Here is an 18,578-nt window from a genome sequence, read left to right as displayed (position 1 = left end):
GGCGGAATTTGACTGTGTCAGGCTGTGCCGCCCGGGGCAGGGGGGGGCGCTGCGGACTCAGTCCGCTCTGAACACGAAACTCACCCGCACGGTGCTGCCCGCTTCGGCGGCGGGCAGGCATCGCCACTGCATCGCTGCGGCGATCGCGGCGGTTTCGAAGACGCCTTCCGGCTCGGTGCTGAGAGTCTCGGCCTGGCCGACGCTTCCATCCGCTTTGAGGTGGAGCCGGAGTTCGACGCGACCGCTTGCGAGTCCGCTGCGCAGTGCGCGGCGCGGGAAGGCCGGCTCGGACTGCTGCGGGCAGCGCTGGCGCAGCGAACGCGGTGTGTCCGTGCCGGCCGTTGCGCCAGTGCTACTGCTGCCGCCGGCCTTTGCCTGGGCGGTCGCCGTGTCGGACATGTCCGGTGTGCCGGGGTGGGGCCGGCTTTCCGTCGCGGCCCCGGTTGGTACGCTGATGACAGCCGCAGCCGGGGCGGTGAGGGGCGCGGCGTCCGGCTGCTCTGAGGGCAGGGCGATTCGCGGTCTGGCCGGGCGGGTACCGCGTTGTGGACGTGCCGGGGGCTCCGGATCCGCGCTCTGCCCGACTGCTGCGGGAGGTGCTGCCCGCAGCCGCGCCTCGAGCACGAGCGGCGTGGCCGGCGTCTGCACGGCCGGGGCTGGCCAGGGCAGGGCGCACAGCACCAGTCCATGCAGGCCACCTGCCGCCAGCCAGGCCAGCCCCATGCGCTGGCGGGCCGCTTGCGCGTCATGGCGAAGCAGCCCGGTCGGGACGTTGAGGTGATCGTCGGCTTTCATGGTCTGGGCGGAGTGTAAAATCCGGGGCAGGAGAATTCCATGTCGCGGCGCAAGCAGGCTGACGACTCCTCGCAGAACAGGATCACATCCATGCAGATCATTCCCGAAATCGCCGCGCGCCGTGCGGCCCTCACCGCCATCCGTCACGACATCCATGCGCATCCCGAACTCGGTTTCGAGGAGCATCGCACGGCAGCGCTGGTCGCGACCGAGCTTGAACGCTGCGCCATCGAGGTCCACCGGAACATCGGCAAGACCGGCGTGGTTGGGGTGCTCAAACGCGGCCAGTCGAGTCGCTGCATCGGTTTGCGCGCTGACATGGATGCTTTGCCCATCAGCGAGGCCGCGGACCATGCGCATCGCTCGACGCATGCCGGATGCATGCACGCTTGCGGTCATGACGGCCACACCGCGATGCTGCTCGGGGCGGCGGCGCATCTGGCGGAACGCGGCGAATTCGATGGCACGCTGGTCTTCATCTTCCAGCCGGCCGAAGAAGGGCGAGGTGGTGCCGCAGCCATGATTGCCGATGGCTTCTTCGAGCGTTTTCCGGTGCAGCAGGTTTTCGGCATGCATAACTGGCCCGGCATGGCGCTGGGCCGCTTTGGGGTTACACCGGGGCCGGTGATGGCCAGCGCGGACCGTTTCGACATCACCATCACCGGGCATGGCGGGCATGCCGCGATGCCGCACCTGACGATCGATCCGGTCGTGGCCGGCGCGGCGCTGGTCACCGCGCTGCAAAGCGTGGTGTCCCGCAACACTGATCCGCTCGACAGCGCGGTGCTGACCGTGACCCGCTTCAATGCGGGCGATGCCTACAACGTGATTCCCCACACGGCCACGCTGTGCGGCACGACGCGCGCGCTGCGGCCGGCCGTGCGGGAAGCGACCTGGCAGCGCTTGCTGAGGGTGTGCGACGGCGTGGCGGCGGCCTATGGCGTGAAGATCGAGGCCCGGCTCAATGCTGGCGGCTATCCGCCGACCGTGAATACCGTGGCGGAAGCCCGGCTCTGCCGCGAAGTGGCGAGTGCGCTCGTCGGTGCCGCGCAGGTCGATTGGGATTTGCCGCCGAGCATGGGGGCGGAGGACTTCTCCCACTTCCTCGAGCACCGGCCGGGCTGCTACGTGTGGATCGGCAATGGTCCGGGCGAGGGGGGCTGCACGCTGCACAACCCGCGCTACGACTTCAATGATGACAATCTCGTGCTGGGCGCGAGTTACTGGGTGAAGCTCGCCGAGCATCTGTTGCCGCCCGCCTGAAGGTGCTTCCATTGCTCTGAATGACACCGGCATCGCTGTTTGCAGTGTGTGACGGAAGTGTGGGCGCGCGCGTGCGGGGCACGATGCTGCCCGGCGCCGTGCGGCCCTGTCTTTTGCGGGTCTGCCGGCCGGAGCGCGGCACGCCGGGCAACGCAAGGATTTTGCGTTCCGATGCTGCGTTGCGGAACTCCGGCGCCGGCAAACCCTCTGAGCAGGCGTAGAATTGCCGCCTTTGTTGCACACCCGAATCGGAGTACCCATGATCCAGCGCCTGCTTGTTGCAGCCCTTCTTGCCGCGCCGTTCTGTGCGCAGGCCGTTCTCCCCGTTCCGCCCGAAGTGGCTGCGCGCAGCTACATCCTGCTGGATGTCCAGAGTGGTCAGGTGCTGGCCGGTAGCCAGGCCGACACCCGTATCGAACCCGCCTCGCTGACCAAGCTGATGACGGCCTATCTGAGCTTCAAGGCGGTCAAGGAAGGCCGCCTCAAGCTCGACCAGATGCTGACGCCCTCGATCAAGGCCTGGAAGCAGGAAGGTTCGCGGATGTTCGTCGACATCAAGGTGCCGGTGAGCGTCGATGATCTGCTCAAGGGCATGATCGTGCAGTCGGGCAACGACGCCTGCGTGGTGCTGGCTGAAGCCATCGCCGGCAGCGAGGATGCCTTCGCGGTGATGATGAACGCCGAGGCCAAGCGCCTGGGTCTCGCGAACACGCACTACACCAACAGCAATGGTCTGCCCGACCCCGAGCTCTACACCACTGCGGCCGACCTCGCGAAGCTCTCCGAAGCGATCATCCGGGACTTTCCGGAGTTCTACCCGATCTATTCGATGAAGCAGTTCACCTACAACAAGATCAAGCAGGACAACCGCAACCTGCTGCTCTACCGTGACCCGGATGTCGACGGCCTGAAAACCGGCCACACCGCGAGTGCCGGCTACAACCTGGTCGCATCGAGCCACCGTGGTGGTCGTCGCCTGATTTCGGTGGTGACCGGCACCACCGGAGCGGAAGAGCGCGCGCGCGAGTCCGCCAAGCTGCTCGACTGGGGCGTGCTGAACTTCGACACCGCGAAGGTTTTCAGTGCCGGTCAGACGCTTGGCACGGTGCGGGTCTACAAGGGCCAGTCCGCCGAGGTGAGCGCCGGCTTCAAGAGCGATCTGTTCATGACCCTGCCGCGTGGCAAGGCCGCCGAGGTGAAGCAGGAAGTCACGCTGGCACCGCGCGTGATTGCACCGGTTGCCGAAGGGCAGGAAATCGGCAAGGTCCGTCTCATGCTCGATGGTCAGGCGCTGGGCGAATACCCGCTGCTGGCCGTGCAGGCCGTGGAGCAGGGCAGCTGGTGGCGTCGCCTGATCGACACCATCATGCTCTGGTTCGCCTGATCCTTTCCTTCCCATGAAGCAGGCCGGCATCGCGCCGGTCTGCCTTTCTCACGAATGCCGTTCCGGCCGGAGCCTGAATGACCCGACTGCAGCTGCGTGTCCTGAGCGCGATGGCGCTTGCCCTGATGCTGATAGCATTGTTTGCGGGCGGCGCTCAGCCCGAGGCGGCCGGACTCATTCCTGCGCCCTGGGACAAGCTTGCGCACTTTGCAGTGTTCGCGCTGTTCGCTGCACTCATGCGTCATGGGCTGGGATTTCCGGCCGTGCTGGCGGTGCTCGCCGCGGTGCTGATTGGCGCCGGGGACGAATTCCACCAGATGAGCCTGCCGGGACGCTTCCCCGGGCTCGATGACTGGCTGGCCGATCTTGCCGGCGCGCTGGCCGGTGTCTGGCTGGCCGGAAAGCTGCCCCGGTTGCGGACGGATTGACTTCCCCCAAGCGCGGCAGGCGCTGCGCGAGTGCTCCCTGATGAAGTGACGCCAAGAGGCCCGTGCAGATGAACTTGCTCAGATCCGCTCTCCAGATGCTCCGCCGCGATCTGCGTGCAGGCGAACTCGGTCTGCTCGGTGTGGCGTTGCTGCTCGCGGTGGCCAGTCTGGCGAGTGTGGGATTCCTGACCGATCGCGTCGGCCAGGCGCTGGAGCAGAACGCGACCCGTCTGCTCGGCGGTGACCTGCTCATTTCCGCCGATCACGAACTGCCGGCCTCGCTGATCGATGAACTGCGCAAGCGGGGTCTGGCCCATACGCGCAGCGTCACCTTCAACAGCATGGCGACCAGCGACGAAGCGGCCCAGATGGTGGCGGTGAAGGCCGTCGAGCAGGGCTTCCCGCTGCGCGGCGAGGTGCAGTTGTCCGATTTCTCGGGGGCTGCGCCGCGCCAGGCCGACCGGGCGCCGGCGGCCGGTGAGGCCTGGGTGGATGATGCCCTGTTGCCGGCCCTGCAGCTCAAGCCGGGTCAGAGCGTGCAGCTGGGCTACCTCCATCTGCGCATGACGCGTCAGGTGGTGTTCGAGTCGGACCGCGGTGTCGGTTTCTCGAGTTTCGCGCCGCGCCTGCTCATGAACATCGCCGATCTGCCGGCCAGCGGCCTGCTCGTCGAGGGCAGCCGGGCGCGATACCGGCTGGCCGTGGCGGGCGAGCGCGAGGCGATCAAATCCTATGAAGCCTGGGCGACGCCGCGGCTCGAGCGCGGCGAGCGCATCGAGAGCCTGGACAATGCGCGCCCCGAGATCCGAAGCAATCTGGATCGTGCCGGGCGCTTCCTGCGCATTGCGGCGATGCTCGCGGTGGTGCTCGCGGCGGTAGCGATCGGCCTTTCTGCCAGACGCTATCTGGCACGCCATCTCGACAGCTGCGCGGTCATGCGCTGCTTCGGCGCCAGCCGCTGGCAGCTGCTGGGCATGCATCTGGGGGAATTCCTGATTTTCGGACTGGTCGTGGCGGCATTGGGCTGCGCGCTGGCCTGGGGCGTGCAGGCCGCGCTGGCCGGGCTGGTCGCCACGCTCATCAAGAGCGATCTGCCGCCGCCGGGCTGGCAGCCGGTGCTGCAGGGGCTCGCGGTCGGTGTATTGCTCACGCTGGGCTTCGTTGCGCCGCAGTTGCTGCGTCTCGCCCGGGTGCCGCCGATCCGCGTGATCCGCCGTGAAATGGGCGAGCTGACGGCGGGGAGTTTTCTGGTCTGGATGGCCGGTGCGCTGTCGCTGGCCGGGCTGATGCTCTGGATTGCCGGCGAGTGGACGCTGGGCTTCGCGGTGGTAGGCGGCTTTGCGGCGGCGCCTGCGCTTTTTGCGCTCATCGCCTGGGCGGCGCTGGGCCTTGCCGGCCGTGCGCGCAGCGTGGCGCCGGGCGGACAGGGCTGGGGTTTGCGTTACGGTCTTGCGGCGCTTTCGCGCCGGCGGGCGTCCAGCGTGATTCAGGTGGTTGCGCTGGCCCTGGGGCTCACGGCGATCCTGCTGCTCACACTCATCAGCCGTGATCTGCTGGCGGGCTGGCAGGCCAAACAACCTGCCGATGCGCCGAACCGATTCGTGATCGGGATCCAGCCCGAACAGCGGGCGCCGATCGCGGAATTTCTGGCGGGTCATGGCATTCATGAAGCGCTGCAGCCGATGATCCGGGGCCGGCTGGTGGCGATCAACCAGCGCGAGGTGCGGCCTGAGGACTACACCGAGGAGCGCGCCCGCAATCTGGCCGAGCGGGAATTCAATCTGTCTTACGGCAGCACGCTGCAGCAGGGCAACCGTGTGATCGCCGGGCGCTGGCACGGCGATGCACGCGTACCCGAATTCTCGATGGAGCAGGGCATCGGCGAGCGCCTGGGCGTGAAACTTGGCGATGAGGTGACTTTCGAGGTGGGCGGTCAGCGGGTCCGCGGCAAGGTGAGCAGCGTGCGCAAGCTCGACTGGGATTCAATGCGGGTGAATTTCTTCTTCACCGGCGCGCCGGGTCTGCTCGATGCCATGCCGGCAAGCTTCATCACCAGCTTTCATCTGCCGCCGGGGCAGGCTTCGCTGGTTCGCGACATGGCGGCGCAATGGCCCAACATCACGGTGATCGACATCGGCATGCTGCTCGAGCAGGTGGCGACCATGACCGATCGACTCTCGCAATTGGTGCGTTTCGTTTTCGGTTTTTCGCTGCTGGCGGGGCTGGTCGTCTTGCTGGCCGCGCAGCGCAATACGCATGACGAGCGCGGCTACGAGATTTCCGTGCTGCGTGCGCTGGGCGCGCGCAGCCATCAGGTGCGCTCGGCCCTGCTGGCAGAGTTCGCGGTGCTGGGCGTCCTGGCCAGCCTGCTGGCCGTACTCGCGGCAACCGGCATCGGATATCTGCTTGCGCGCGTGGTGCTGGATCTCGACTTTCAGCCCTCGCTGCCCGCGCTGCTGCTGGCGGGCGCCGGGGCGAGTCTCGCCATCGTGCTCTTCGGCTGGCTGGGCGTGCGCGGCCTGACTGGGCGCACGGTCGTCGAAGGTTTGCGCGAAACCGTCTAGGAGCTGTCTCATGAGTACACTTCTGCTGGCTTGCGGGCGTGCCCTGCTGAGCCTCTTCAAACCGGGCATCCTGTGGCACCTGTTGTGGCCCACGCTGCTCTCCGCACTGGTCTGGGTCACGCTGGGTGCGATCTTCATCGGTGATCTGTCGGAGGCGGTGCGGGGCTTGTTGCCGGGCATTCCCCTCGTGGGCGGCTGGTTCGCCCAGGGAAGCTCCGTTGCCAGCCATACCGCGGGCGGTGTGTTCTACCTGCTGCTGTGGCTGCTGACCCTGCCGCTGATCTATGTGACGGCGCTGCTGCTGATCGCCACCATTGCCTTGCCGGCGATGCTTGAGCGGGTGGGCGAGCGCGAGTATCCCGAGCTGGAGCGTCGTGCCGGAGGCTCGCAGTGGGGCAGTGCGGCGACCAGCATCAAGGCGGCGCTGCTGTTCGTCGTGCCCTTCGTGCTGTGCCTGCCGCTCTGGTTCATTCCGGGGGCGGGGCTGGTCATTACCGTGCTGCTTTCGGCACGCCTGAACCGGACCTGCTTTGCCTACGACGCGCTCATGCATCATGCCGATGCCATCGAGCTTGAACGCGTGCCGCGCGAACATGCGTCGCAGCTCAACATGCTGGCATTGGGGGGCGGCCTGCTCGCGCTGGTGCCGGTGATCAATCTGCTGGCGCCCGCACTGAGCGGTCTGTGCTTCGTGCACTATCTGCTCGAAACACTCCGGCGCGAGCGCCAGCGTCCGCTGCGCGACATCAGTATCGATGCCGGTGGCATGGCTGTGCTGCCTCGTGACGGACAGTAAGAAGGAGACTGGAATGGCTTTCGGTGTGCTGATCATTGGTGACGAGATCCTGTCCGGCCGGCGGCAGGACAGGCATCTTGCCAAGGCGATCGAGCTGCTTGCCCGACGCGGGCTGCAGCTCTCCTGGGCGCGCTACTGCGGGGATGAGCGGCCGAGGCTCACTGCCATGCTGCGCGAGAGTTTCGCCAGCGATGACATCGTCTTTTCCTTCGGCGGCATCGGTGCCACGCCGGATGACCACACGCGGCAGTGCGCCGCAGCAGCGCTGGGCGTCGGAATCGCCCTGCATCCCGACGCCGAACGTGAAATCCGCGAGCGCTTCGGTACCGAGCTGACTGCCCAGCGCCTGAAGCTTGGCGAGTTTCCGGTCGGCAGCCGCATCATTCCGAACCCTTACAACCGGGTGCCGGGCTTTGCCTGCGGACGCCATCATTTCCTGCCGGGCTTTCCGGAAATGGCCTGGCCGATGATGGAATGGGTGCTCGATACCTGGTTTGCCGGGCTGCATCACGCCAGTGCGCATGCTGAGCAGTCGATCCTGGTCTTCGGCGCGCGAGAGGGGGCGCTGATTGACTTCATGGAAGCGCTGGAGCAGCGGTTCGGTGTGACCATCTTCAGCCTGCCGAGTCTCGGCAGCGCCACGCAGCGCTCATTCATCGAGCTGGGGGCCAAGGGTGCGCCGGCCGAGGTCGCACGCGCGATGGCCGCGATCCAGGCCGAAATGACGGCACGCGGCCATGAATGGCAAGCGGCCGAGGATACCCGGCCAGCTGCCTGAGAAATCGCAGGAAGGGGCAGGGCCTCAGGCTGCCTTGGGCCGGAAGATCTGCTTGCGCATTTCTTCGCGCGAGGGCAGGCGATCGACCGGCCAGCGCAGCACGCGCAGGCGATGCAGGCGCAGCAGCTGTTCGGCTCGCGCCTGCAGGGAATCCCCGGGCACGCGATCGATGAAGATCACCACGGCGGGCGTGAAGTCTTTCTTGCAGAGCACGAAATCCGCCTGCACGCGCGGCGGCGTCACGCCGCTGGTGCCGGTCAGTGCCGCCACATCCACACAGGCCAGCAACGGGATCTGCGGCATTTCAGCATGCAGGCGCAGATAGATTTCCTGGGCCGGCCCATCGAGCACCGGCAGGTGCTTGCGCGTTTCGATCTGGGCTGCATCAGGCAGCGGCGGCAGCGATTTTGCCGGTGCGGCAGCGGCAGGCTTGCGCACCGATGCAGGCAGCTTGCCGCCGGCCATCACGGCAACCGCCTGGATGGGGTCATCGGGACGATCATCGCCATCGAGCAGGCGCTGCATCTGCAGGATTTCGTAGTTGTCATCACGACTGCCGAAGCGCTCTTTCCAGACCTGCCAGGCCTTGAGCACGAAAAACAGCATTACGGCAGCGAGAATGACAAAAATCGCTGTGGTCACGCGGGTCTCCTTTCAGACTCGTGTTCCGGGGTTCAGGATTCGCCGGCCAGATCGGCGAGGATGGGGCACTCGGGGCGGGAGTCACCCGCGCAGCAGTTGGTCAGTTCATTGAGTGTATCGACAATGCTCTGAAGTTCCGCGATGCGCGTTCTGAGATCGTTCAGGTGACGTGCCGCGATTTGCCGGACTGCCGCACTGGGGCGCTTGCGATCTTGCCACAGGGTGAGGAGTTCGCTGATCTCAGGAATCGAGAAACCGAGTTTCCGGCTGCGCGCGATGAAGCGCAGCGTGTGGATCAGCGACGGACTGTAGACGCGATAGTTCGCCTCGGTGCGCGGCACTTCGCCGAGCAGGCCGAGGGTTTCGTAATGGCGGATCATCTTGATCGAGACACCGCTGGTGCGGGCGGCGTCGCCGATGTCGACGAAGCCGTTTGCGAGCGCGTTGGCGTGATCGGGTTTCATGGTTTGCCCCCTTGCAATGCGGACCGAGTTTAGCGTTTGCCGCTGCGGCCTCCCGCACCACTCGGCGGGCTCCGGGGGCCGCGAGGCCGCTCTGCCGATCAACGTGCCGGACGGGGCTTCCAGCGGCTCAGCAGCAGCGCATTGCTGACCACGCTGACGCTGGAGAAGGCCATCGCGGCACCGGCGAAAACCGGGTTGAGCAGGCCCGAGGCCGCCAGGGGAATGCCGATCAGGTTGTAGATGAAGGCCCAGAACAGGTTTTGCCGGATCTTGCGGTGCGTGCGCCGGGAGATGTCCATGGCATCAGAAACAAGGCGCGGGTCGGCACGCATCAGCGTGATGCCGGCCGCGGCCATGGCCACATCGGTGCCGCTGCCCAGCGCGATGCCGACATCGGCAGCGGCCAGTGCCGGCGCGTCATTGATGCCGTCGCCGATCATCGCGACGATGGCGCCCTCGTCACGCAGGCTGCTCACGATGCGTGCCTTGTCGCCCGGCAGCACTTCCGCGCGCACGTCGTCGATGCCCAGTTGCGCGGCGATCACGGTGGCACTCGCCAGCTGGTCGCCGGTGAGCATGACCGGGCGGATGCCCTGTGCAAGCAGCCCGCGGACGGCTGCTGCGGCTTCCGGCCTGAGGCGATCGCCAAAGGCCAGCAGGGCGAGGCGTCGAGGGGCGGCGCCGGTTTCCGCGAGCCAGGAGAGGGTGTGACCGAGCGCGCGGTGCGGCGCCGCTTCCGCTTCCAGCGTGGCGGCATCAAGGCCGAGCTCGTTCATCCAGCGCAGGCTGCCCAGCGCATAGTCCCGTCCTTCAATCCGGCCCCGCACGCCGCGCCCGGGTTCGGCTTTCAGGTGCTCTGCGGTGGGCAATGGCTGCTCCGCCGCCGCGGCAGCCAGCGCCCGGGCCAGTGGATGCTCGCTGCCGGCCTGCAGCGCCGCGGCGATGCGCAGCGCATCGGCCTCCGTGCTGTCAAAGGCGCTCAGCACCGGTTTGCCTTCGGTGAGCGTGCCGGTCTTGTCGAAGGTGACGACGCTGACCTTGTGGGCGAGCTCCAGCGCCTCGGCGTCACGGATCAGGATGCCGGCGCGCGCTGCCACGCCGGTGCCGGCCATGATGGCGGTCGGCGTGGCCAGCCCCAGCGCACACGGACAGGCAATCACCAGCACGGCCACCGCATTGAGCAGGGCGTGTTCCCAGTTGCCTGCCGCCAGTCCCCAGCCGAGCAGGGTGCCCAGTGCGATCAGCAGCACGACCGGCACGAAGACCGCGGCGATCCGGTCCACCAGGTGCTGGATCGGCGCCTTGCCGGCCTGGGCCGAGTCCACCAGTTCGATGATCCGGGCGAGCGCCGTCTGCGCCCCGACCGCCGTGACGCGCACCCGCAGCAGGCCTTCGCCGTTGACCGAGCCGCCGATCACGATCGCCCCCGGCGCGCGCGCCAGCGGCAGGCTCTCGCCGGTGATGAGCGACTCGTCGACATGGCTCTCGCCCTGCAGGATCACGCCGTCAGCCGGAATGCGCTCGCCGGGGCGGATGAGCGCCTCATCGTCCGGGCGCAGGCTGCCGATCGGGATTTCCTGTTCGCGGCCCTCACGCCAGACGCGTGCGGTATCGGGCCGCAGTGCCTGAAGGGCGCGGATCGCCGCCGTGGTCTGGCGCTTGGCGCGGGCTTCGAGCCATTTGCCGAGTTGCACCAGGGTGATGACCACTGCTGCGGCTTCGAAATAGAGATGCCCGGCATGCCCGCTCAGCATCTGCCACAGCGAGAGGCCGAAAGCCGCGCTGGTGCCCAGGGCTACGAGCAGGTCCATGTTGCCGCTGCCCGCCTTGAGCGCCGGCCAGGCCGCGCGATAGAAACGCGCGCCGAAGACGAACTGCACCGGTGCGGCGAGCAGGAGCTGCAGCCATGCGGGCAGCATCCAGTGGATGCCAAAGAGGTCCAGCAGCATGGGGGCGACCAGGGGCAGGCTCAGCAGCGCACTGCAGACCAGCGCCAGTGTCTGCCGGCGCTGGCGGTCGGTCTGCTCGCGCTCGACTTCTTCCCGCGCCGGGCCGGTCAGCAGGCTGGCGTCAAACCCCGCGCGGGCGAGGGCGGCAACCAGCGCATCGGTGTCGGCATCCAGCCTGGTCTGGACGCGGGCGCTCTCGCTCGCCAGACTGACTTCCGCCTCGCTGACGCCTTCGACCTTGCGCAGGGCTTTTTCGGCGCGTGCCACGCAGCTCGCGCAGGTCATGCCCTGCACCGAGAGCTTCAGCGTGCGCAGCGGAACCTCGAATCCGGCTCGCCTGACGGTCGCCAGTACGCTGTCGAGCGGTGCGTCGCCGCGGACGCTGGCGCGCTCGCTGGCCAGATTCACCGAGGCTTCCGCAACGCCCGGCGTGGCCCGCAGCATTCTTTCAAGCCGGCCCGAGCAGGCGGCGCAGGTCATGCCTTCGATGGCGAGGGAATAATGCTGCTGCGACATGGTCAGGCTCCGGCAAGGATCGATGCGCCGACTTTAATGTCTCCCATCATGGAAGGGTCAAGCCTGCGGGAGGATTTTTTGACGGCGCGGAGGAATGCGCCGCAGGTCGCGGCACGCAGCGGGGGTTTCTGTTGACTCTCCCCCTGTGGGAGGGATGATCATGTGCCGGCGGCGACAGGTGCCGCCTTTCATTTCAGGCCAGAAGGGAGTCCAGCATGTACGAATTCACCGTGCCCGGCATCAGCTGCGGCGGTTGCGCGAAAACCATCACCCGCATTCTCGGCGAGCTGGATGCGGCCGCGAAGGTCGATATCGATGTGGCCAGCAAGCATGTCCGCGTCGAAACCAGCCAGTCCCGCGAGGCAGTCGTGGCGCGTCTGGCGGATGCGGGTTTCGAGCCGGCCTGATCGTTCAGGCGGCCACGGCGGCCTGCAGCTTGTGCAGCAGCTCCAGCCCTTCGGGCCAGGGGCCGTGACCCGATTCGGTGTTGATGTGGCCGGCGTGGCCCAGGTCGAGGAAGCTCGCGCCGATCCGGCGGGCCAGACCGCGGGCCTTGTCGAGCGCCAGCCAGGGATCATTCCGGCTGCCGACCAGGATGGCCGGCACATCGATCGGCTGGTGGGGCAGCAGGTGATCGACGCCGAACTTGTCGGGGTCTGCCGGGGCCACGAGCAGGATGCCTTCCACGCGGCCGGGCACGCGGTCCAGCGCGTGCAGTGTGGCCAGGGTGCCGAAGCTGTGGGCCACGATCCAGACCGGCTCCGGCGAGGCTTCGATGGCGCGGATCAGGCGCTGGCTCCAGCGCGGCAGATCCGGTGTCTGATTGTCGGCCTGCTCCACCCGCTCGCTTCCCGGCAGCCGGGCATGCAGCCAGCTTTGCCAGTGCGCCGGGCCGCTGCCGCGCAAGCCGGGAACGATCAGTACCTTGTCCATGGGAAGCCCTCCTCAAATTGCCCGCCGGGGCTGCCGGGCACGTCCCGGCTCATGGACTTACTGTAGCCTTCCGTAAAAGCTTTAAAGAGAATATGAATTGATATCCATATTCTCTTTTGTGCTTCAGGCTCAGTGCATATGCTTCGAATGGTCCATGCCGCCTGCGGCCGGACCGGCAGCACCGAGCGAGCCGATGTCCATGTCGACGCTGATTTCACCCGCCTTTTCGAAGCGCAGTTTCAGCGGGAAGCGCTCCCCCTCGCGCAGCGGGGCCTTGAGCCCGATCAGCATGATGTGAAAACCGCCGGGCTTGAGCTCCACCGAAGCGCCGGCAGGAATCTCGATGCCCTTGTCGAGCTTTTCCATGCGCATGATGTTGCCGTCCATGCGCATCGAGTGGAGTTCGACTTCGTTCGAGACTCCGGCGCTGGCCGAGACCAGCCGGTCTGCCGGGCCCTTGTTCTCGATCTTGAGGAAGCCGCCGCCACTGGCGGCGCCCGGTGCGGTCGCGCGCGCCCAGACTTGCGAGATGCGCAGGTTGCCGGTGGTGTAATCGGCCGCGTGTGCCGGTGTTGCCAGCCAGAGCAGTCCGGTGAGGACGGCGGGGAGAAGTTTCTTCATGTCGGTTCCTTTCTCGATTCGGGGACCCTTCCGGGCCCCCTGATACGTGTTCAGTGCTGATGGGCCGGTGTCTTGTCCGCAGGTGTCAGCTCGAGTACCGCGGCAGGGAAGGCGGGCCGGTCGCTGCCGGTCTGGATGGCTGCCCAGTCGTTGCTGCCTTCGGCACAGGTCTGCAGCACCCTGAAATAGAGCTTGCCGGTCGTGGCCGGCAGCGTGCCGCGCAGGACGAATTCATCATACTCGGCGTCGGCCAGCCTGCCGCCCTCCCAGTGGATCACTGCGGCGCGGTCGCTGACCGTGTTGCCGTGTGATGTGTAGGGAACGGTCAGCGGCTCGCGCTGGATGCCGAGTTGCCAGCCGGGCTTGGGCATGGGCTTGGCATCGGTGAAGCCGGGAGGCAGGAAGACGGTGATGCCGGTGGTTGGCGATCCGGCGCAGCCGTGGCCAACCCGGAAGACGGCCTTGTAGGGGCTGCCGGCGGTCGCGGTGGATTGTTCGAGGGTGACATGGGCCTGGGCCGGGCTGCAGAGCGCGGCCGTCAGCGCCAGCAAGGCGAAGCTGTTGCGGTAAATCATGGGTTCTCCTGGGCGGGCGGCAGGCAGGCGCGGGCGGCCCGCGGGTGGTGCGGGCGAGTGTCGTCCGGCAGCGTGCTGTCCTTGAATCGGTTGTCGGGTATGGCTGTCGATTCAGACCGGGAGAGGCGGCGCGCGGGGCTGGAAAGCCGAGGCAGGCCGGGGCAGGAAGGTGCGCCGGGCTTCACCTGAGGGCGCGACGTGCTGCAGGCCGGCGAGCAGCAGCGGTGCCGGGTTTGCCGGCGGCGTCAGGGCCAGATGGGCGCCTGCCAGGCAGAGCGGGCAGAGTGGGCGCAGCTCCTGCAGCGGGCTTTCACGCGGCTCGGTGTCGTCGATGCCTCCCAGCTGTACGAACACCGTGCGGCTGCCCTGCACGGAGCACAGCTTCATCATCATGCCGCCCGGCACCGGGGCTGCCATCAGCAGCGGCATGAGCGCGTGCACCAAGGTGGCGAAAATCGCCAGGCGCAGGATTCGGCAGGAGGGTCGTGTTGCGGTCAGCGGCATGCCGTGGGGATGATAACCGAGGCGCATCTTCCGCTGAGCGCAGGGTGAGGACTAAGCTCGTGCTTTGTCGAGACGGAAATCCGCCATGTTCGAATCTGCCGAAGCCGGGCACACCGTCAGCCAGAAGGCTTTCCGCAGGGAAGAGGCCGTGCTCCGCAACGAGTTGCTGCTGGCCCAGAACGCGCTGCGCAACGAGGCCGCCTTTCCTGTCCTGATCGTGATTGCGGGCATGGAGGGCTCGGGCCGCCGGGAAACGATCGCCTGTCTGCATGAGTGGCTCGACCCCCGGTTTCTGAGCACCGTGGCTTTCGTCGACGCGGACCGCGATGACCCCGACCATCCGCCCATGTGGCGCTACTGGCAAGCCTTGCCGCCGCGTGGCCGGATCGGCATTCTCGCCGACTCCTGGTATGCCGCGCCGATGGCGCAACGCCTGGCGGGCGAACTGAAGCGGATGCAGCTGGACGCACGACTCGAGCGCATCCGGCGGCTCGAGACGCTTCTCGTCAACGAGGGTGCGCTGCTGCTGAAATTCTGGTTTCACCTCGGCAAGGCCGCTCAGATGGCGCGCTACCGGCAACTCCGCGATCACCCGGAGACCGCCTGGCGAGTGAGCGCAGCCAGCCGGATGCGGCTCGGGCAGTACGACGCCGTGCGGAAAGTGGCCGCGCACGTCCTGCGCCTGAGCAGTACTGCCGAAGCGCCCTGGATCATTCTCGATGGCAGCGACGACAACTATCGCAAGCTCGCGGTGGGGCGGGCCTTGCGTGACGCGCTGGCGCAGCGCGCCGGACATCCGCCTCCCCGCATCCCGCACGCTGCGCCCCTGCAGACCGGGCGCGACCGGCGCAACGTGCTCTCCACCCTGGATCTGAGCCTGGCGTTGAGCGACCGGAAGTACGAGCGTGAGCTCGCGCGCCTGCAGGGGCGGCTGGCCGGGCTGATGCGGCACCGGCGCTTCGCCCGCCATTCACTGGTGCTCGCTTTCGAGGGCATGGACGCAGCCGGCAAGGGCGGCGCGATCCGGCGCGTGAGCGCCGCGCTCGATCCGCGCATCTTCCAGATCGTGCCGGTTGCCGCCCCTTCCGATGAAGAGCGCGCCCAGCCCTGGCTCTGGCGCTTCTGGCGGCGCGTGCCGGGCAAGGGGCGGGTCACGATCTTCGACCGGTCCTGGTATGGCCGCGTGCTGGTCGAGCGGATCGAGGGCTTCTGCAGCGAGGCGGACTGGCTGCGCGCCTATGCCGAGATCTGCGATTTCGAGCATGAGCTGGTGGAGGCTGGCGCCATCGTGCTGAAGTTCTGGCTGCAGATCGACAAGGCCGAGCAGCTGAGGCGCTTCAGGGAGCGCGAGCAGACCAGCTGGAAGCAGTTCAAGATCACGCAGGAAGACTGGCGCAACCGCGGAAAATGGGCGCAATACCAAGAGGCCGCGGTCGACATGATCGACCGGACCGGCACTGGCCGGGCACCCTGGATCACGATCGAGGCCAACGACAAGCGGCATGCCCGCATCAAGATCCTGCGCAGCATCTGCGAAGCCGTCGAGCATGCCATGGGCATTGACTGAGCCGGGGCCGGGCAGGCGCTGATCGGCCCGATAGCCGCATTGCCCGGGTCTGGCAGACTGATCCGGGCTAGAATGGCGCCTCGTCTGTAGTCCGACCCCAGATCATGAGTGCTTCCAACCTGCTGCATATCGACGACGTCCGCATCCGTGAAATCAAGGAGCTCGTCCCCCCGGCGCATGTGCTGCGCGAATTCCCCGCGACCGACAAGGCGGCCCGTTGCGCATTCGAGGCGCGTCAGGCCATCCACCGCATCCTCTGCGGCGCGGACGACCGCCTGCTCGCCATCATCGGCCCCTGTTCGATCCACGACACCGCCGCCGCGCTCGAATATGCCGCGCGCCTGAAGGAACAGGCCGCACGCCTCAAGGATGACCTGCTGGTGGTGATGCGCGTCTATTTCGAGAAGCCGCGCACCACGGTAGGCTGGAAGGGGCTGATCAATGACCCTGGCATGGACAACAGCTTCCGCATCAATGATGGCCTGCGCATTGCGCGCAAGCTGCTGTGGGAAGTGAACGAGCTCGGGCTGCCGGCTGCCACCGAGTTCCTCGACATGATCACGCCGCAATACATTGCGGATCTGATCGCCTGGGGCGCCATCGGCGCGCGCACGACCGAATCCCAGGTGCATCGTGAGCTGGCGTCGGGCCTGTCTTCTCCTGTCGGCTTCAAGAACGGCACGGATGGCAATGTGAAGATCGCCATCGATGCGATCAAGGCCGCAGCCGCGCCCCATCATTTCCTCTCGGTGACCAAGGCTGGCCATTCCGCCATCGTGTCGACCGGCGGCAACGAGGATTGCCACCTGATCCTGCGTGGCGGCAAGGAGCCCAACTACGACGCGGCCAGTGTCGACAAGGCCTGCAACGAGCTCGCCGCGAATGGCGTGGCGGCCCGCGTGATGGTTGATTTCTCGCATGCCAACAGCAGCAAGAAGTACGAGCGCCAGATGGTCGTTGCCGAGGACGTTGCCGCCCAGCTCGCCGCGGGGGACAGCCGCATCTTCGGCATCATGTGCGAATCCCACCTGGTCGCGGGCCGGCAGGATCTGGTGCCGGGCAAGGCGCTCGAGTATGGCAAGAGCGTGACAGACGCCTGCCTGGGCTGGGAAGACTCCGTGCGCATGCTCGACGTGCTCGCCGAAGGCGTGCGTCAGCGCAGGGTGGTTCGCGCCACCGCCGAATAAGGTCTGCAGCAGTCCGGAAGCAAGGCGGTTCGCGTGAGGGCGCGGCCGCCTTTTTTCATGGCGGCGGCCCGCTTGCCCCGGCGGCTGCCGGCGGCGGACAATCCTGCAGTCCCCATTTTCTTTCAGACGATCTCATCGCCATGGATGCCCTGCAGCAAGCCCGGAACCTTTTCATGGAAGCGCTCGAGGCGCAGGCCGCGGGCCAGCTCGAACTGGCCGAGACCCGTCTGAGGTCCGCGCTGATGCTCGCGCCCGGGCGGGAGTCCTTGCTCGTCAACCTGGCAGGCGTGCTGATCGAGGCGGGCAAGATCGACGCGGCCGTGCCCTGCTGCGAGCAGGTGCTGGCGGCCAACCCGGCGCATGCGCAGGCATGGATGAATCTGGCGCTGTGCCACTACCGCGCGGACCGCTCCGGGCCGGCACTGGAGGCCATCCGCCGCAGTCTGGCGCTGGAAGCCAGCGCAGCGGCTTTCGGCAATCTCGGCAACATCCTGATCGAGAGCGGCCAGACGGCAGAGGCGCTGGCGGCGTTTGATGAAGCCGTCCGGCTCGAGCCGGAGGACGCCGCCTGGCATACCGCACGCGGTACCGCGCTGCGCATGCTGGAGCGTCTGCCCGAAGCGGCGGCGGCTCATCACACGGCGCTGCGGATCGATCCGGACTGCGCCGATGCCCATTGGAATCTGGCCGGGGTGGATCTGACCGAGGGGCGCTACGAAGCGGGCTGGCGCGGTTTCGAATGGCGCTGGCGCACGACGGATCCGGTGCGTGCCGGCTATCACGGAACGGCGCCCCGCTGGCAGGGTCAGCCGCTCGCTGCCGGCGAAAATCTGCTGCTGTGGGCCGAGCAGGGGCTGGGGGACACGCTGCAGTTCTGCCGTTATGCCAGTGTGCTGGCGGGGCGGGGCTGGCGGGTGATCCTGCAGGTGCAGCCTCCGCTGCTGCGTCTGCTGCAGCGGATGGACCCGCGCGTCGAGGTGGTCTCCAGCGCGGTGCTCCCCCCGCGCCATGACTGGCAATGTCCGCTCATGAGCGTGGCGGGTCTCTGTGCCACACGAGCAGACAGCATTCCCGCCGCCGAGGCCTATCTGGCCGTTCCGGAGGCGAGCCTCGCCCTCTGGCAGGCAAGACTGGGCCCCGCCACGCGCCCGCGCATCGGGCTCATGTGGCAGGGCAATCTGCAGAACCGTACCGGCCGCGGTCGTTCCCTGCCCGCGGCGGCGCTGGCGCCGCTGATGGCGCTGCCCTGCGACTTCTTCTTCGTCGGCAAGGAGGCGGCCGCGCAGGATCTTGCCGAGCTGCGCCGGCATGGCACGCTGGCGGATCATTCGGCAGCGATCGCCGATTTTGCCGATACCGCTGCGCAGATCGCGCTGATGGATCGGGTCATCACGATCGATACCTCGGTGGCGCATCTCGCGGCGGGCCTGGGCCGGCCGACGCTGATCCTGCTCGGCGCGGGCGCGGACTGGCGCTGGGGCACGCCGGGCGCGCGTTCGACGCCCTGGTACCCGCGTCATGCCACGCTCTACCGGCAGCAGCCGGGTGCTGACTGGGCGCCTGCCGTGGCCGCGCTGACGGCGGATCTGGCCGCGTGGCTGTCGAGTTGAGG

At 67.4% G+C, this 18,578-nt stretch carries 18 protein-coding genes; 10 read left to right on the top strand and 8 right to left on the bottom strand.

The features are described 5' to 3' along the window. Positions 1-57 precede the first annotated feature (57 nt). The gene (locus tag ABDB87_RS00865) at positions 58-795 is read right to left on the bottom strand and encodes a TonB family protein (RefSeq protein ID WP_345923217.1); all 738 of its coding nucleotides are present in this window, start codon (positions 793-795) and stop codon (positions 58-60) included. Positions 796-885: 90 nt separating this feature from the next. On the opposite strand from ABDB87_RS00865, the gene ABDB87_RS00860 reads away from it, so the two are divergent. The 6 genes from ABDB87_RS00860 to ABDB87_RS00835 all read left to right on the top strand — a co-directional run bounded on the left by ABDB87_RS00860 (position 886) and on the right by ABDB87_RS00835 (position 8,008). Further along, on the top strand, positions 886-2,058 hold the full coding sequence (locus ABDB87_RS00860; RefSeq protein ID WP_345923215.1) for a M20 aminoacylase family protein: 1,173 nt from the start codon (positions 886-888) through the stop codon (positions 2,056-2,058). A 259-nt stretch (positions 2,059-2,317) separates the two neighbouring features. Further along, on the top strand, positions 2,318-3,442 hold the full coding sequence (locus tag ABDB87_RS00855) for a D-alanyl-D-alanine carboxypeptidase family protein (protein WP_345923213.1): 1,125 nt from the start codon (positions 2,318-2,320) through the stop codon (positions 3,440-3,442). A gap of 77 nt (positions 3,443-3,519) precedes the next feature. Continuing rightward, positions 3,520-3,870, top strand: a complete 351-nt coding sequence (locus tag ABDB87_RS00850) for a VanZ family protein (RefSeq protein WP_345923211.1) — start codon at positions 3,520-3,522, stop codon at positions 3,868-3,870. Positions 3,871-3,938: 68 nt separating this feature from the next. Beyond that, positions 3,939-6,434 carry an ABC transporter permease gene (locus tag ABDB87_RS00845; RefSeq protein ID WP_345923209.1) on the top strand — a complete coding sequence of 832 codons (2,496 nt, stop codon included), beginning with the start codon at positions 3,939-3,941 and terminating at the stop codon, positions 6,432-6,434. Between the two features lie 10 nt (positions 6,435-6,444). Next, a complete protein-coding gene (locus ABDB87_RS00840; protein ID WP_345923207.1) occupies positions 6,445-7,230 on the top strand; it encodes an EI24 domain-containing protein in 786 nt (261 codons plus the stop codon). Between the two features lie 13 nt (positions 7,231-7,243). Then, positions 7,244-8,008 carry a competence/damage-inducible protein A gene (locus tag ABDB87_RS00835; protein WP_345923206.1) on the top strand — a complete coding sequence of 255 codons (765 nt, stop codon included), beginning with the start codon at positions 7,244-7,246 and terminating at the stop codon, positions 8,006-8,008. A 24-nt stretch (positions 8,009-8,032) separates the two neighbouring features. Here the strand turns inward: ABDB87_RS00835 and ABDB87_RS00830 are convergent, their stop codons facing one another. The 3 genes from ABDB87_RS00830 to ABDB87_RS00820 all read right to left on the bottom strand — a co-directional run bounded on the left by ABDB87_RS00830 (position 8,033) and on the right by ABDB87_RS00820 (position 11,579). Next, positions 8,033-8,650 carry a hypothetical protein gene (locus ABDB87_RS00830; RefSeq protein ID WP_345923204.1) on the bottom strand — a complete coding sequence of 206 codons (618 nt, stop codon included), beginning with the start codon at positions 8,648-8,650 and terminating at the stop codon, positions 8,033-8,035. 32 nt (positions 8,651-8,682) lie between these two features. Next, positions 8,683-9,114, bottom strand: a complete 432-nt coding sequence (cueR, locus tag ABDB87_RS00825; RefSeq protein ID WP_345923202.1) for a Cu(I)-responsive transcriptional regulator — start codon at positions 9,112-9,114, stop codon at positions 8,683-8,685. A gap of 98 nt (positions 9,115-9,212) precedes the next feature. After that, entirely contained in the window at positions 9,213-11,579 is a 2,367-nt protein-coding gene (locus ABDB87_RS00820) for a heavy metal translocating P-type ATPase (protein WP_345923200.1), read from the bottom strand. A 215-nt stretch (positions 11,580-11,794) separates the two neighbouring features. On the opposite strand from ABDB87_RS00820, the gene ABDB87_RS00815 reads away from it, so the two are divergent. Continuing rightward, complete coding sequence (locus ABDB87_RS00815; protein WP_345923198.1) at positions 11,795-11,986, top strand: heavy-metal-associated domain-containing protein; 192 nt, start codon at positions 11,795-11,797, stop codon at positions 11,984-11,986. 4 nt (positions 11,987-11,990) lie between these two features. On the opposite strand, the gene ABDB87_RS00810 is transcribed toward ABDB87_RS00815, so the two are convergent. The 4 genes from ABDB87_RS00810 to ABDB87_RS00795 all read right to left on the bottom strand — a co-directional run bounded on the left by ABDB87_RS00810 (position 11,991) and on the right by ABDB87_RS00795 (position 14,239). Beyond that, entirely contained in the window at positions 11,991-12,512 is a 522-nt protein-coding gene (locus ABDB87_RS00810) for an RBBP9/YdeN family alpha/beta hydrolase (protein WP_345923196.1), read from the bottom strand. Between the two features lie 129 nt (positions 12,513-12,641). Beyond that, positions 12,642-13,133 carry a copper chaperone PCu(A)C gene (locus ABDB87_RS00805; RefSeq protein WP_345923194.1) on the bottom strand — a complete coding sequence of 164 codons (492 nt, stop codon included), beginning with the start codon at positions 13,131-13,133 and terminating at the stop codon, positions 12,642-12,644. A gap of 50 nt (positions 13,134-13,183) precedes the next feature. Continuing rightward, a complete protein-coding gene (locus ABDB87_RS00800; protein WP_345923192.1) occupies positions 13,184-13,708 on the bottom strand; it encodes a YcnI family copper-binding membrane protein in 525 nt (174 codons plus the stop codon). Positions 13,709-13,819: 111 nt separating this feature from the next. Beyond that, complete coding sequence (locus ABDB87_RS00795) at positions 13,820-14,239, bottom strand: DUF2946 family protein (protein WP_345923190.1); 420 nt, start codon at positions 14,237-14,239, stop codon at positions 13,820-13,822. A gap of 58 nt (positions 14,240-14,297) precedes the next feature. Between ABDB87_RS00795 and pap the strand changes: the two genes are divergently transcribed. From pap to ABDB87_RS00780, 3 genes are all read left to right on the top strand, one after another. Continuing rightward, a complete protein-coding gene (pap, locus tag ABDB87_RS00790) occupies positions 14,298-15,779 on the top strand; it encodes a polyphosphate:AMP phosphotransferase (RefSeq protein WP_345923189.1) in 1,482 nt (493 codons plus the stop codon). A 104-nt stretch (positions 15,780-15,883) separates the two neighbouring features. Next, positions 15,884-16,966 carry a 3-deoxy-7-phosphoheptulonate synthase AroG gene (gene aroG / locus ABDB87_RS00785; protein ID WP_345923187.1) on the top strand — a complete coding sequence of 361 codons (1,083 nt, stop codon included), beginning with the start codon at positions 15,884-15,886 and terminating at the stop codon, positions 16,964-16,966. A 173-nt stretch (positions 16,967-17,139) separates the two neighbouring features. Beyond that, positions 17,140-18,576: a tetratricopeptide repeat protein gene (locus ABDB87_RS00780; protein ID WP_345923185.1), complete on the top strand. Its 1,437-nt coding sequence runs from the start codon at positions 17,140-17,142 to the stop codon at positions 18,574-18,576. Positions 18,577-18,578 lie beyond the last annotated feature (2 nt).

The sequence above is a fragment of the Uliginosibacterium paludis genome (genome assembly GCF_039631355.1).
Classification (GTDB): domain Bacteria; phylum Pseudomonadota; class Gammaproteobacteria; order Burkholderiales; family Rhodocyclaceae; genus Uliginosibacterium; species Uliginosibacterium paludis.
Note: the sequence above shows the minus strand (reverse complement) of the source record. Positions and strands in the feature narration are given on the sequence as shown.

What these genes read in the sequence shown, in the direction of transcription:
- ABDB87_RS00865 (WP_345923217.1), bottom strand. Translation starts at nt 795, where the DNA reads ATGAAAGCCGACGATCACCTCAACGTCCCGACCGGGCTGCTTCGCCAT.
- ABDB87_RS00860 (WP_345923215.1), top strand. Translation starts at nt 886, where the DNA reads ATGCAGATCATTCCCGAAATCGCCGCGCGCCGTGCGGCCCTCACCGCC.
- ABDB87_RS00855 (WP_345923213.1), top strand. Translation starts at nt 2,318, where the DNA reads ATGATCCAGCGCCTGCTTGTTGCAGCCCTTCTTGCCGCGCCGTTCTGT.
- ABDB87_RS00850 (WP_345923211.1), top strand. Translation starts at nt 3,520, where the DNA reads ATGACCCGACTGCAGCTGCGTGTCCTGAGCGCGATGGCGCTTGCCCTG.
- ABDB87_RS00845 (WP_345923209.1), top strand. Translation starts at nt 3,939, where the DNA reads ATGAACTTGCTCAGATCCGCTCTCCAGATGCTCCGCCGCGATCTGCGT.
- ABDB87_RS00840 (WP_345923207.1), top strand. Translation starts at nt 6,445, where the DNA reads ATGAGTACACTTCTGCTGGCTTGCGGGCGTGCCCTGCTGAGCCTCTTC.
- ABDB87_RS00835 (WP_345923206.1), top strand. Translation starts at nt 7,244, where the DNA reads ATGGCTTTCGGTGTGCTGATCATTGGTGACGAGATCCTGTCCGGCCGG.
- cueR (WP_345923202.1), bottom strand. Translation starts at nt 9,114, where the DNA reads ATGAAACCCGATCACGCCAACGCGCTCGCAAACGGCTTCGTCGACATC.
- ABDB87_RS00820 (WP_345923200.1), bottom strand. Translation starts at nt 11,579, where the DNA reads ATGTCGCAGCAGCATTATTCCCTCGCCATCGAAGGCATGACCTGCGCC.
- ABDB87_RS00815 (WP_345923198.1), top strand. Translation starts at nt 11,795, where the DNA reads ATGTACGAATTCACCGTGCCCGGCATCAGCTGCGGCGGTTGCGCGAAA.
- ABDB87_RS00810 (WP_345923196.1), bottom strand. Translation starts at nt 12,512, where the DNA reads ATGGACAAGGTACTGATCGTTCCCGGCTTGCGCGGCAGCGGCCCGGCG.
- ABDB87_RS00805 (WP_345923194.1), bottom strand. Translation starts at nt 13,133, where the DNA reads ATGAAGAAACTTCTCCCCGCCGTCCTCACCGGACTGCTCTGGCTGGCA.
- ABDB87_RS00800 (WP_345923192.1), bottom strand. Translation starts at nt 13,708, where the DNA reads ATGATTTACCGCAACAGCTTCGCCTTGCTGGCGCTGACGGCCGCGCTC.
- ABDB87_RS00795 (WP_345923190.1), bottom strand. Translation starts at nt 14,239, where the DNA reads ATGCGCCTCGGTTATCATCCCCACGGCATGCCGCTGACCGCAACACGA.
- pap (WP_345923189.1), top strand. Translation starts at nt 14,298, where the DNA reads ATGTTCGAATCTGCCGAAGCCGGGCACACCGTCAGCCAGAAGGCTTTC.
- aroG (WP_345923187.1), top strand. Translation starts at nt 15,884, where the DNA reads ATGAGTGCTTCCAACCTGCTGCATATCGACGACGTCCGCATCCGTGAA.
- ABDB87_RS00780 (WP_345923185.1), top strand. Translation starts at nt 17,140, where the DNA reads ATGGAAGCGCTCGAGGCGCAGGCCGCGGGCCAGCTCGAACTGGCCGAG.